The organism is Anaerovorax sp. IOR16 (assembly GCF_017168145.1).
In the GTDB taxonomy this organism is placed as follows: Bacteria; Bacillota; Clostridia; order Peptostreptococcales; family Anaerovoracaceae; genus IOR16.
In genome coordinates this window covers 534,695-548,726 of record NZ_JADQTL010000010.1, presented here as the reverse complement: position 1 = coordinate 548,726, position 14,032 = coordinate 534,695, and the positions used below count along the sequence as shown (strand labels likewise).

General features: G+C 36.0%; 11 protein-coding genes. 1 reads left to right on the top strand and 10 read right to left on the bottom strand.

Annotation, left to right across the window (positions count from 1 at the left end):
* Nucleotides 1-99: 99 nt before the first annotated feature.
* Complete coding sequence (locus I2490_RS13035; protein ID WP_206460190.1) at nt 100-1,374, bottom strand: AraC family transcriptional regulator; 1,275 nt, start codon at nt 1,372-1,374, stop codon at nt 100-102.
* Nucleotides 1,375-1,574: 200 nt separating this feature from the next.
* On the opposite strand from I2490_RS13035, the gene I2490_RS13030 reads away from it, so the two are divergent.
* Nucleotides 1,575-2,615 carry a uroporphyrinogen decarboxylase family protein gene (locus tag I2490_RS13030; protein WP_206460189.1) on the top strand — a complete coding sequence of 347 codons (1,041 nt, stop codon included), beginning with the start codon at nt 1,575-1,577 and terminating at the stop codon, nt 2,613-2,615.
* Between the two features lie 93 nt (nt 2,616-2,708).
* Here the strand turns inward: I2490_RS13030 and I2490_RS13025 are convergent, their stop codons facing one another.
* The 9 genes from I2490_RS13025 to ortA form a co-directional block, all read right to left on the bottom strand.
* Complete coding sequence (locus tag I2490_RS13025) at nt 2,709-3,899, bottom strand: pyridoxal phosphate-dependent aminotransferase (protein ID WP_206460188.1); 1,191 nt, start codon at nt 3,897-3,899, stop codon at nt 2,709-2,711.
* 22 nt (nt 3,900-3,921) lie between these two features.
* Nucleotides 3,922-5,571, bottom strand: coding sequence for a methyl-accepting chemotaxis protein (locus I2490_RS13020; protein WP_206460187.1), 1,650 nt, complete (start codon nt 5,569-5,571; stop codon nt 3,922-3,924).
* A gap of 78 nt (nt 5,572-5,649) precedes the next feature.
* The gene (locus I2490_RS13015; protein WP_206460186.1) at nt 5,650-6,558 is read right to left on the bottom strand and encodes a hypothetical protein; all 909 of its coding nucleotides are present in this window, start codon (nt 6,556-6,558) and stop codon (nt 5,650-5,652) included.
* A gap of 226 nt (nt 6,559-6,784) precedes the next feature.
* A complete protein-coding gene (orr, locus tag I2490_RS13010) occupies nt 6,785-7,870 on the bottom strand; it encodes an ornithine racemase Orr (RefSeq protein WP_206460185.1) in 1,086 nt (361 codons plus the stop codon).
* A 99-nt stretch (nt 7,871-7,969) separates the two neighbouring features.
* Nucleotides 7,970-9,502: a GlmL-related ornithine degradation protein gene (locus tag I2490_RS13005; protein WP_206460184.1), complete on the bottom strand. Its 1,533-nt coding sequence runs from the start codon at nt 9,500-9,502 to the stop codon at nt 7,970-7,972.
* A 75-nt stretch (nt 9,503-9,577) separates the two neighbouring features.
* Complete coding sequence (gene oraE / locus I2490_RS13000) at nt 9,578-11,788, bottom strand: D-ornithine 4,5-aminomutase subunit OraE (RefSeq protein WP_206460183.1); 2,211 nt, start codon at nt 11,786-11,788, stop codon at nt 9,578-9,580.
* A gap of 1 nt (nt 11,789) precedes the next feature.
* The gene (locus I2490_RS12995) at nt 11,790-12,152 is read right to left on the bottom strand and encodes an ornithine aminomutase subunit alpha (protein WP_206460182.1); all 363 of its coding nucleotides are present in this window, start codon (nt 12,150-12,152) and stop codon (nt 11,790-11,792) included.
* Nucleotides 12,153-12,301: 149 nt separating this feature from the next.
* Nucleotides 12,302-13,702: a 2-amino-4-oxopentanoate thiolase subunit OrtB gene (ortB, locus tag I2490_RS12990; protein WP_206460181.1), complete on the bottom strand. Its 1,401-nt coding sequence runs from the start codon at nt 13,700-13,702 to the stop codon at nt 12,302-12,304.
* A complete protein-coding gene (gene ortA, locus I2490_RS12985) occupies nt 13,702-14,001 on the bottom strand; it encodes a 2-amino-4-oxopentanoate thiolase subunit OrtA (protein ID WP_206460180.1) in 300 nt (99 codons plus the stop codon). The genes ortB and ortA overlap by 1 nt, the downstream gene beginning before the upstream one ends.
* Nucleotides 14,002-14,032 lie beyond the last annotated feature (31 nt).

Below are 14,032 nucleotides of genomic sequence, written 5' to 3'. Positions count from 1 at the left end.
TCCTTAATATAATAGTAATTACTATCCACTCTATTGCTATTATATAAACGAAGTTGTACATTCATCATACATTTTTGTAATATCTAACAAAATATTTGTTTACCGATAAATTCCTTGCGTGTTTGATTCTTTTCTATACTCTTTTGGTGTCATGCCGATGATATTTTTAAATACCTTAATAAAATAACTCTGACTATTAAAGCCTATACTCAGAGCAATTTCCGTTAAACTTAGATTTGTGTCGACCAATAATCGCAGACTTTTATCAATTCTCAATTCTGTTAAATAATAAGTAAATGCAATTCCCATTTCATTTTTAAATAATGTAGATAGATAGGATGCATTGATATGTGCTGCTTCTGCTACATCATTTAATGTAATGTTATCCTTATAATTATCCTCTATAAATCTTATTACCCTTCGAATGATTTCTGAGTTACCTTCGTACATATGGAGAAATGCATCATTTGCAAATCTCCCGATTAAATTATAAATTAAATCAAAAACACTTTGAAAGGTGATGGCATTATTTAACTCATCGAGACATTCTAAATAATTATACGAGTTTATAGTATTAATTGCATTTTTAGAAGATACTCTTGATAAAATTCCGGTAAGTTCCATCAAACGAATCTTTACAAAGCTTAAGTTTCCAGCTTCCAATATTTTAATACGCTCAAAAAATTCCGTAAAAATAAGTTGTGCTTTTTCTCCGTTTCCACGTTTTACAGCTTCCAATAATTGATGTTCCAATTCACTTGGATAAGCAATCTCCCTTTCCTTTTGCTCTTTCAGCTCTCCATTCTTATTTTCAGTAATATACACCGTACCAAATTCTCGATCTGGTAATAAAGCTCCCAACATAGTGTGTTGAAATAAATCATAGAAGTTCTGTACATCTTTTGGCGAATACACTTTTAACGTACTAAAAAAAGTAATCATCTTATATTCATACTCTTCCTTGCAATTCAAACCTTTTAAAATATGACGCAATACATGTTCACGACTCGAACCCATTGCAAATGGCCCTGCAAAAAAACAACCACAATTTTCTTTTTTATAAGTAAATGGGTATGCAATCTGTATCATTCCCGCATTGCAAACAAAAAGATAAGCTTCTCCTAATTTATGTGCTGTACTTGCTGCAGATTTTAAGATTCTGAGACAACTTGCATTGCAATTATAATGTTCGGAAAAAATATTACATAGTTTTCCTTGTGGAAGCAATTCCCAATCCAATTCATTGTAACGATTAAAAAATGAAACAGGCATTTGCGTCACATTTGCAAATGCCTTTGCAACATCTTTTGCTTTTAGCAGTAACTGTTGTTCAGAATCCGGTTTTCGTTCCGGCATTGTGTATTTATATGACATAACATCACCATTTTCTAATTATTTTTATATTTAATATAATTTTAACATTATTAAACCTGTTTCACAAATGGTAATATTATTTTTTTCATGGAATAGTAATAAAATTATTTATACATTTTTGAATAGAATTGATATTATTTTGATGGCATTACCCTCTATAATATAAGCATAAATTAACGACCGATAACAAGGAGGACATTATGAATTCTTTAGAACGTATGACATTAATTTTACAGCATAAAGAAGCAGACAGAGTACCTGTTTATCCGCTATTAAATAGCGTATCTAGAAAAACCTTAGGCATTTCTTATGAAGAATGGTCTAAGGATGTCAACAAATGTGCAGAAGCCATCATCAAAGCAACCGAAGAAATCGGTGCTGACTGTATCAGTACATTGGTTGATTTATCCGTAGAAGCTGCAGGCTGGGGACAAGAAATCGTTTACAGCAAAGAAAATGCTGCACACCCAAATATGGATAAACGCTTGATTCCTACTGCAGATGATTATGAAAACATTAAAGTGATTGATCCAAGAACTGCACCAAGAATGAGTGAACACATTGAACTTGCTCGTCTTTTATATGAAGCAAAAGGTAAGGAAATGCCAATTGTAGGCTTTGTTTTCGGTCCTTTAGGTGTTCTAAGTATGATGAGAGGTCAAGAGCAAATGTTCCTCGACTTATATAAGAATCCGAAAAAATTACACCCTGCATTAAGAGCGATCACAGATACATTAAAAGAATTCTGTATTGCTTTAATCGAAGCAGGCTGTCATGGAATCATGTTTGATACCTTGTATGCTTCAAGATCCATCATGAGTCCTAAAATGTGGGATGAATTTGAAGGTGTTTACATTGAAGAATTATCCAATACAGTTCGTGAACATGGTGCAATGTTAATGCTACATAACTGTGGTCAGGGTGTATACTTTGAAGAACAAATTAAGAGAATGAATCCAGTATTAATCTCCTATCAGCATATGCCGCCTGATTGTGCGGACATGGCTGCAATTAAAGAAAAATACGGAAAAACCATTACTTTAATGGGTCATATTGAGCCAGGTTGGCTATGTGCTGCTTCCGAAGAAGAACTAAGAGAGAAGTGCAGAGAACAAATTGATGCTTATAAGAAGGACGGTGGTTTTGTCCTTGCTACAGGATGTGAATATCCTTCCAGCTTAGATTTGGAATTTGCAAAAGTTATGGCGGAAGAAGCAAGAACTTACGGAAAATACGAATAAAATAATTTAAAATAAAATACCTCAAAGAACTTTGATCTGCCAGATATCTCAGTTCTTTGAGGTATTTATTATATGTAACGTTTTTTTATTTTTTTATTTTGCTTTGATTTCATCCATTAAATCTTTAAATTTTGGAAGTGCATTGACTATGGTGTCATATGCAACACAATAAGCAATTCTTACATAACCTGGGCAAGCAAATGCGCTTCCCGGTACAAGAAGTAAATTATATTTCTTAGCAGCCTGACAAAATTCGGTATCGCTTTCCATTGGTGCTTTTACAAATAGATAGAAGGCACCTTCCGGTTTAATACATTCATAACCAGCATCACAAAGCCCCTTATATAGCGTCTCTCTATTTTTATCGTAAGCTGCAACATTTACTTCAGCATCTAAACATCTTCCAATAACTCTTTGCAATAGTGACGGAGCATTAACAAATCCTAAAATACGAGTGGCAACATTAGCTGCAGCAATCACATTCTCAAAATCTGCGGCTTCACTTGGAATTACCAAATAACCAATACGTTCTCCCGGAAGAGACAGGGATTTACTATAGGAATAACCTACAATCGTATTATTATAATATGGTGTGACATAAGGCACTTTTACTCCATCGTAAGCAAGTTCTCTGTATGGCTCATCTGCAACTAAATAAATATCTGTACCAAATTCCTTCTGTTTTTCATTTAAAATCGAAGCTAACTCTTTAATGGTATCCTCGGTATAAACCACACCGGTTGGGTTGTTTGGTGAATTGATAATGACAACCTTAGTTTTTGGTGTTATTTTTTCGCGGAATTCTGCAAGGTTTGGCTGAAAATCTTTTGTATTAGCAGATACAACAACCAAATTTGCATCGTAATTGGCTGCATAGCTGCGGTATTCTCCGAAATATGGTGCAAAAACCATCACTTCATCATTCGGATTCAGTAAAGTTTTTAAAATAACATTAATTCCTCCGGCAGCTCCTACCGTCATAATAATGTTATTGTGATTAAATGCAGTTCCATATTTTTTATTTATGGAAGAAGCAATTGCATCCCGAATGTCTTCGTATCCTGAATTGTTCATATAACCATGAACAAAAGTGGATTCTTCTTCATTTAAAATATCAATGATGGCATCCTTAACTTTTTTTGGTGCCGGTACATTTGGATTTCCCAAACTAAAATCATACACATTTTCTGCACCGTATTTTTCAGCTAATCGCTTACCTTCTTCAAACATCGCACGAATTGTTGAACTACCTTCAACAAAGGCAACCATTTTCTTTGAAATCATGTTTCCTCACTCCTTTTACTTATTACTTATATTTATTAACAATTTTTTGCAGCATTCCATTTCTCTGCATTTCTTTAATTTTTTTATTAAAATATTCACATATCAAATCGTGGTTTTTAACAATACCAAAGCCTAAATACGTCTTTACGGGATCTTTTAAAATAAAAACATAAGGTTCCTTGCGTATCAAATGCTCCATATTCAGTTTCTTTACTTGATAATCACCGGAATCCATCTCCAATACAACAATATCAAGCTGACCCTTTAACAATTTTTTAAACAGAATATCCTCTTTGCTGCTTTCTTCAATCTTTATATTTAATTGATAGAGTTCGGAAAAATATGTATATCCAGAAATGACTCCAACCCTTTTTCCATCCATATCGGAAAGTTGATTTACTTCTATCGCTTGATTACGACTGGTATAAAAAGCATATGGACTTTCAAAACGATAGCTGTCACTGAATCTTAAATAAGACTCTCTGGTTTTATCATATGATATAGCAGGAAGAATATCTGATATCCCATTTTTCACCATTTTAATTGAAGTGTCCCAAGGTACTATTTTAAATGCAACTTTATAATTTGAATCCTTAAATACCTCTTGAATTAAATCATAATCCATTCCGGAAACTTGTTTTGTTTTCTCATCATAAATAAAATATGGTTCATATGGTGAAGTAGCAACAACAATGGTTGAATCATCCCTGTACTCTTTTTGTTCCATAAGTTGAAAATTAAGATGCTCAAGCTGCTCAATCCTTTGCTTAATATGATTGGCTGATTTTGCTTCTTCTTTAATAGACTGTGAAAGCTCTGCTATTTTATGGGAAGAACAATCAACTGAAGCAGTTACTTTTCCAATTACCTCTTTCGCTGAATAAATGGAAGTTTCCAGTTCCTGTGAGTTATCAGCAATCCAACGACTCATTTCACTCGAATCTTTTGAAACACTTTCAATCATAGCAAAATCTTGAATGGTATTTGCAATTTTGGAACCTTGAAACTCGATGTTTTCTATTACTTGATGAACATCCTTTTTGGATCGATCTACAGAAGCTGTAATCTCAGCAATAATTCCGCTGATTATTTTGTTTACCTCGCTTGTCTCACTTGCAAGCTGCCTTACTTCCTCTGCAATGACTGAAAAACCACGACCATGCTCACCGGCTCGCGCAGCCTCAACTGATGCATTTAAAGCGAGTAAATTGGTTTGCGCAGAAATATGCTCAATCCGATCTACAAGAGATTTGGCAGTTCTCGTTTTTCCTTCTAATTCAATGAAGGATTTTTTCGCAGAATTTAGATTTTCACCGGTTGCACTTAAGCTCTTTGTGATTTCCTCAAACTCTTTTTTCTTATTTACGATATTTTCATAGGTATCATTAGAAATTTCAGATGCTTGAGATGCTTTTATCCTGCTTTCCTGAACTGTGGTGTAAATAACATCGATCACATCATTCATAGAAATCATGCTCGAAGCTTGTTCTTTTGATTCTGATGTAAGTCCTTGAATTCGAAGTAGAATTTCATTCATTTCAATATCCAATTCGTCAACAGAAAAAGAAAATCCACTGATCAATTCTAAATATTTATCGGCCAATTCTCTATCGTTATTTTTTATTACAGCAATGTCATTTTGATCCTTTTGTGTATTTTTAAAAAATTTCATCGCCTTAGTGCCTCCCTTATTGCACATGTCTAATTTTATCATAATCTTCCATATTCATTCTGTCAATGAAAGTCATGATTATTTCCAAGGCTCATTTGGGTTTACCCCATACAATTGTACGACTTCCAGCCAAGAACTATTCGCCAAATCCTTTGGTGTTACAATTTTCCCTCCATCACTATCTAAATCATATCCAAACTGCCGATATGCAGCCCAAACCAAATGTGCACATTGCGTTCCTTCGATCGTTCCCTCTTTGCCTTCTTTATTTGATAAAACTCCTACAGAAAATCGGTATGGTAAATTTTCCAAATTCTGTATTGCCCATTCTGCAATTTTTTTACGATAAGTTTTAGAAGCTCCTTTTAATCGAAAAACCATAACATCGGGATAATATTTCCACTTGTTGATGTTTTGAATGCATGAATTTTCTCCTAAAACTACCGATTCTATCGTTTTTCCTTTTTTAGCATCCACAACCAAAGCAGCATGCCCATTTCTCCACCCATATACCCGAGAGCATTTGGTGACTAATATATCACCGTCTTCTAGATCAACAAATTTGATTCCCTCTATACGATTTCCGTCTTTGTCAATTAATGTTTCTTCACAAGAGATAAAAGTATTCGCTTTGTGTGTAAAATCAATTTCTTGAAAAAAGCTTTCTTGTATGGTTTCAATTTTAAGCATCCATGCCGTATATTGTGCATAATCTGTGTTTTCTATCTTTGGTTTTGTTTCTCTGAGCTGATCGACCGCTGCCTTTCCTAAACCAGTCTGAAATAAAATTTTTTTATAATCTGTTTCATTGATTTTTTCTTTCAAAAAAATTTGAATAATCTCTTCTTTTGGATAATCGGGTGTAATGTGTGCCGAAGATTCTACTGCTCTTCCTGACAACATAGCCCCAAAATACAAAAAGAACAAAAAGAAAAAGAAAAAACTAATTTTTTTATGATACAAGAAAAATTCTTTGATATATCTCAAAATTTTTCCTCCTATAATTAACTTTATTTCTTCGTATTTTTTCCTTTTTTTTAGATTTTAGCCAAGAAACAAAGAAAAGGTTTTTTACAAGGAGAAAACATTTTTTTATCATATTTTCCTTAGTAGATAAAAAACCTTTGGCAATAAAATGATGTATTATTTATGATACTTACATTTTCTGCCAAAGGCCTAGATTGTCTTATTTTATTCTTTCATTTACTTACTTTTATTCTTCATAATTTGTACCTACATATGCGCTTGTAAAGGCCTTCAACATTCCGCCATATCCAAGCTCAAACTTGATACAATCTCCTACTTTATAAGCAGTATCTGAATTTGTTACATCTAATATTAAATGGTCGGAGCTGCCACCTAGAATATCAATTTTTTCATCCAGTGGTGTCATACTGTCAATATCAATGTCTTGCTTTCCAACTGCTAAGATCGCACGTTTAATAATGCCACGATCCTCGTAAACTGGTTTTTGACCAAATGCATCCACACCAGTTTCACCAATTTGAATGGACTGTTTACTCTTGAGCTCAATGATCTCCGCTTCTAAAATTAAAGCATCAGAGCACGTTCCTTCAATTTTTGTACCGTATGCAGTATCATTTCCTAAAATGAAGGATTCGCCAAGACGAAGGTTATTAATACCTTCTGGTAATTCGTCTTTCCCTATTAAGTAAATAGAACTGGAATTTCCTCCGGATACCATTGATAAAGAGATATTAAATCGATCTTCAATTTTTCTTGCAATGTCTACTAAGATGGATAAGTTATCATTTTTAGGAATCACTGCTCCATAGCAAGTTAAATTAACTCCAATACCATATAGTTCAATGCATTCCATCTTTAGAATTTCAGATACGGTATCCATAATCTGATCTTCGTCTTTAAAGAAAATACCTTCTCTTAGATCACCTAAGTCAATCATTAATAGTACTTTATGTTTTTTATTTTGCTTTTTCGCAGCTTCATTTAATAAAGTAATTGTTGAAAGTTCGGAATTAAAGCTTAAATCAACATACTTAACTACTTCTTCTGCTTCGCTTCCCATCGGTAATCTCAGTAGCACAGTCTCTTTTCCGTTTTTTCTTGCAAACTCTGCATAAGTCTTAATGTTCTGCACACGAGAATCTGCTAAAAAATTCACTCCCGGATGCTCTGCAATCAGTTCTACAATTCTCTTATCGGCGCAAAAACCTTTTGTTACAATCATCATAGAACAGTTGCCGCCATGTGTAATTTTGCTTACCGCATCAAGATTTTGTTTGATTTTTGTTAAATGAACCGTTAATCTTGGATACATTGCTTTTCCTCCTTTAAAACTTCTTATTTAAGATTTCCTTAACAATTCTTTGTTGCGTAATACATAAAATTTGTAAATAGAAATCCTCGATTTCATCATTTACTCTTTTTTTACATATTCTCCATTAATGCATTCATAACCTTCTTCACGCAAATGTTCTTCCAACTCTTTTTTCTTCTTATTTTCAATGGCTTCCAGTCGTTCTAACTCCTGTAAATAAGCTGCTTTTGCAGAACGAATCGGACCATCGTCTTTTTTCGCTGGGAATTTAAAATTCAAGCTCTTTTCTAAAAGCTTAATTGTTCCTTCTTTATATTTTTTAGATAGTACGCCCAAAGAAGCGATAATGTAGTCATTATCAACTAAAATACGAGCACTTTCACTTGGGAACAAGAGTAATCCAGTTTCATTGTGCTTTGCTATGTCCTCCATAATCTCTACTCTGTGAGGAAGTCTTGTCAATGCACCACCCGTTCCAATGATATATTTTACCTGTGTTAAATCCTTACCTTCTGCAACCGTACTTCTGCCGGACGGACCATATATGTATCGAATTTGTCCTGCATGGCGTTCTACCGAACGAACTACGGCTTCTTTTGTCAAACGCTCTACAAAAGCACGTTCGTCATCATTTTTTGGAATTGCCTTGTAACTTTCCATTACTGTTTGTAAATTAATATTTGGTAAGTCTTCTGCAAGCTTTTCTTCTCCAATCAATTCCACAATATTTTTCATATTTACGTAAACACCAAGGTCACCCTCCACCGTACGCTTTGCTTTCGGTTCCGGGCTGATCATAATTCTGGCAATTTGATCGGATTCTTCGCATACCGAATGCACATCTGTAGTTGCTCCGCCGACATCCAAAACAACAACGTTTCCTATACATTCATTTAACAGCTTCGTTGCTTCCATAACCGCACCTGGTGTCGGAATGATCGGCCCATTTACCATATCCCGCACATGCTCCATTCCAGGTGCATGAATAATGTGATCTTCAAAGGCGTCCTGAATAACTTTTCTTGCCGGTTCTACATTCAGGTCATCAATTTTAGGATACACGTTCTCTACAATATATAATTTTGAACCGCTCTCCTCATCGAAGATCAGTTTGATTTCTTCTTGATTTTCTACATTTCCTGCATAAATAATCGGTGTATTTAATCCCATATTTCGAATCATTTCTGCGTTATACACCGCAGTATCCCGCTCCCCATAGTCTACACCGCCGGCTATGAGAATTAAATTCGGTTTTATTTCTTTAATCTTTTTTATGTCTGTACGTCTCAGCTTTCCTGCTGTTACGTAATGAATAATAGCCCCGGCACCAAGTGCCGCTTCCTTTGCTGCTTTTGCAGTCATATCATAAACAAGGCCATGCACGGTCATCTTTAATCCGCCTGCTGCCGAAGAAGTCGCAAGCATTTCATCGTATTCTAAGGAATCAATGCCCATTTTTTTGCACAAATCATCAATTGCGCCTTGAAGTCCAATTCTTACGTCGCCGTCCATTACCGATGTTGGAGCCTGCCCTTGAGCCAAAAAAATAGGGTCCTCTGTATTTATATCTTTAAATGCATTTACTACCGTTGTTGTTGAGCCGATTTCGGCTACTAATACGTCGACTTTCATATGCTAACTCCTTATTTTTAACAATGGAGTCTGCACTCTTTGCACAGACTCCACCATAATTCTTTTTATTTCTTTTTATTTATTTCTTCTTCTGATTCTTTCTTCGACTAAGAAGGAAGCAACATCTATACCATGTGAGTTTCTTCCAAAACCAGCATCAATACCGGTCTTCATAGCTTCTTCAGGAATTACCTGCGTACCGCCTGCAACAATCATTACCTTATCTCTGATTCCTTTTTCTATTGCAAGTTCATTGATTCTCTTCATGTTCTTGTAATGGATGTTATCATGAGAGATAATTGTGGATGCAAGGATAGCTTCCGCATTTAGCTCTACTGCTGCATCAACTAACTTTTCAACTGGAACAGAAGTACCAAGGTATATACACTCAATACCAAATCTTTCGATACCACCATGCTTAATGTTAATGATTTCAAGAAGACCTACGGAATGCTCATCTTCACCAACTGTACCACAAACAACCTTTAACGGATGTTCTTTTACATCGTTTCTGATTTCTTCGTCAGTTAGATATACTGGTTCAGGTGGAATTACAAGCGTAGAAAGATCAACGTCAAATTTGAGCTTTCCTTTCATTTCAATTCTTGTACCTTCTGCTTCTTGAAGTACTTCTCTTGAAATTACTTCTGGATCCTCCAGGCCTAACTTATTACCGATTTCTACAGCAACTACTTCTGCAGTTCTCTTATTTGCAGGAATGCACATTGTAAGCATTACTGTACCATCTGCTAACCATTCCATTTCTGGCTTGATGAAGTTTGAATTTCTATATTTCGCATTTTCATCCATTCTTGTGTTTACATTATCATCATCAAGCTCATCAATATAAACGATCTTGTTTCTGTCTTCAAACGTACAGCCATCGATTAATGCTGATGGATCCTTAGGATCTCCGCCGTACTGTTCCACATTATTGTAACCATAGTGAGCCGTTACTGGAGCCATATAGTCTTCGTCTCTTTCATAAACGAATCCATATCCGATACCGCCTTCAATCTTTCTTGCAATACCGTCACCGTTTCGTTCCGGATACATTGCAGAGTCAACGAAGAATCCTTCTTGTACTGCTTCAAAGTAACCGCCTACTTCAACGATTTCTTCCATGAATAAGCAAGCTCTTTCTCTAATTTCTCTTGATTTTTCAATTAATGGACCGTCATTCTTTAATTCAACCATTTCCATTAAGCCATCAAGACCAATTAATGTTTGTTTTGCTGTATCACAAGCTTCAATGTTGTAGATATGCCAAGGAACGTTTCTACCTTCATCAGGAGTAATTGTAGATTGGATATCTGCTCTTGTAAGCTTTGAAATAAACATATTCAATACATGTGTTACAGTTGCTTCTCTAGCGGAAGAGTCGATGTACTTCGTGTTCATCTGTGCTCTCATTCTGTATCTTCTGCAGAAATCTCTAAGCGCTACTGCATAAGGAAGATCCATATACACGCATGGTGCAGGAGTCGCTGTTGGAGGTACTGTTGACAAGCAAATATTCTCTGGTTTAATTCCAACCTTTTCTGAGAATAATGAGTTAATTGCATGCTGAACGATAAGTTCTGGCATTACCTTCCATGCTTCTCTAGCTGTTGCGTTAGCATTGTGAGCTCCATCGATCTGTGCAATTTCTGCCCATGCTAATACTTTCTTTGATTCGCAAGCATCTACGAAAGAACGAACACAGTTGATATTTCTGTAAAGAACATTGTACTGTGGATCCTGGTGCGCACCGTTAATTCCTTCTTCTGCAAACATTACAGCTACATCAGGACCAGCAACACCGGATACATAAGAATGATAGTTGATTGGACGACCAACTTCATCTTCAATTAAATCCAATGCTTTTCTCTGAGCTCTAACTTGCTTTCTTGTAATAGGAACGCCTCCGATACCTTGCGGAGTACCTTCAATTAATCCGTCCATATGAGATTGTCCTGCAGTACGAATTACCATGATATGGTCTGCACCATGCCAAGCTGCCATTCTCATTCTTCTGATATCGTCTTCAAATCTTCCGGAAGCGATTTCAGTCGTAATAACCGGAGCTGGCTGCGGGTCAATGTTGTTAAAATATTTAGCAGGAGGTAGCGGTACACTCTGCTTCAATGGCTCAGTTGCATCCTTATATGAGAAAGGTCCCATTTCTAAGTCTGCTACAGGTTTTCTCCAAACCCATCCTTTTCTTCTTGGTGCATATTTATCGAGGTCCTGTAAGATAAGCTCGATATCAATTTTCTTATCTTTTTCTAATTTATCGTAAGCCATCTTATTTCCCTCCTTTAAACAATGCTACTGCTTCATCCCAACCCTTACCTTCTGCAAGCATTTCTGCTGCTTCAGGAATTGAAATGTTCTTAGCCTTTGATAATTTATATACTACGTGACCTGCGCCTTTTCCCATTAATCCTCTGTCCATACAGCCTTCAACGATTGGCTTTGACTGAAGGGATGAAACACCCATTCTCAAAAGAACGGCTCTTTCTACAGAAGGAGTTGTGTTTTTCTTTCCCAACTCCAATAGAGGATCAACAACTTTAGCTGTTAACTCCCAGAATTTATCATATAATTCTTCGTCTGAAAGTTTTGCAATGTGCTTTCTGCGTTCTGCAAAATCATCTTTTCTTTCCATCCTGTTTCTCCTTATTTAATAATCTTTTAATTTCGGATTAATAAGATGTAGGGTTCAATTTATTGCGGTTTCATCAAAACCTACATCTTTGTTTTTTAATTTATTTTCGGAGCTTACTTATAACGTCAAAGACTATTCGGACTACCAAATTAGAGTCCTAAAACTTCTTTAACAAAAGCAACATCTGTCTTTGTTTCTAGTGCAAGGAATTCTAAGTCAGCATCTGTTGGAGTGCCTTCATGTTTACCGCAAGCCTTTTTAATTAAGGAAGTTCTGAAGCGATTAATGTCAGCATCTTTGCACTTGATGTAGCTTGGATCCTTTGGCAATACGATATTTTCACCTGGCTTATCATCCTTAGGATCGCCAAAGCAAATATCAATACCATTTTCTCTTGCAAAAGATAATTGTGGCTGAATGTGTTTACCAGCACCTGTGTATTCAGTTTCACTGATAACAATAACTGCATCTTCAGGAAGTTCCTGAGCTAATGAGAATGCAGCTGCCAATGCAGTATTTCCAGCAGGTCCTCTTTCAATACCTTCTAGGTTTGCAAGAGCTTCTGTCATATAGAATACTTCACCCTGTGTTACTGTTACATAACGATCCATGTAACGAAGAGGTCTTGCTGCACTTCTTGGAACATCTGAATGATCTGGGTCTGTAGCATATGGAACACCAAATCCAGTGTGACCTGTTGTGCATGATTTACGGTTAAACTGTTTATCGGAAGCCATGTGCAGTCCTGTTAAATCGATAGAAGCTGCAACATATTTCGTATCTGTTGCTCCAGCCTTCATCAGACCACGAGCGGTTCCTGTCATCATTCCGCCACCAGCATTTGTACATACAACCATATCAGGATCTTTTCCAATGTACTCACGACACTGCATAGCAATTTCATATCCTAATGTTTCTACGCCAGCAATACCAAATGGTGAGTATAAGGAAGCGTTGAAGTATCCTGTATCTTCCAAAATTGACAAGAAGGAATAGAATAATTCAGGTCCAACTGTTAACTGAACAACTTCTGCTCCAAAAGCTTCACACTTTCTTGCTTTTTCAACGATTTCCGGTTGACCAACTCCACGAGAGTCATAGCATTCCTGAACAATGATGCATTCCAATCCCTGCATTGCTGCCTGAGATGCAACTGCTGCACCATAGTTTCCGGATGTAGCTGCAATAACACCTTTGTATCCCAGTTTCTTTGCATGAGCAACAGCGCAAGCTGCTCTTCTTGCCTTGAAGGAACCAGATGGATTAGCTGCTTCATCCTTAGCAAAAATGCGAGCACCATATCCTGGTTTTGCATATTTTCTTGAAAGAGCAGATAAGTTTCTCAGTTCTAACAATGGTGTATTACCAACGCCTGTTCTTCCTTGAATTTTAGCAACTTCATCTAATGTATATCCTGTTGACTTCATTAATGTTTCGTAATCAAATGCTACGGAACCTGATTCAAAATCTGTATAATCTAAGCCAAGAGCTTTTTTCATAATTTCGTTGGATCTTCCCATAACGGAAGCATAATCTTTTGCCAATGCCATTATTTGTCACCTCCAAACATGATTTCTCTTAGCTGCTTATCAATCTGAATCAATTCAGGAACAAACGTGCCATAGCTATGTGTATAATATGGGTTAACTTCAAGAAGTTTTCCCTTTTCTAAACGATTAGCTGCAGTTTTAACTGTAACTTCGTCGCCAATTTCTGCATCTTCCTGTAAAAATCCTTTTGTCCACATTTCAAGCGGACATGCTCTTGTGTCATCCGGAACTTTTGGAGCTCTTCCAGATGGCTCCAGTACGATTGAGTGAATACGCACCCATTCACCTTTTTTAACCATTTTTATTCTCCTTTTCTAAACAATACATCTC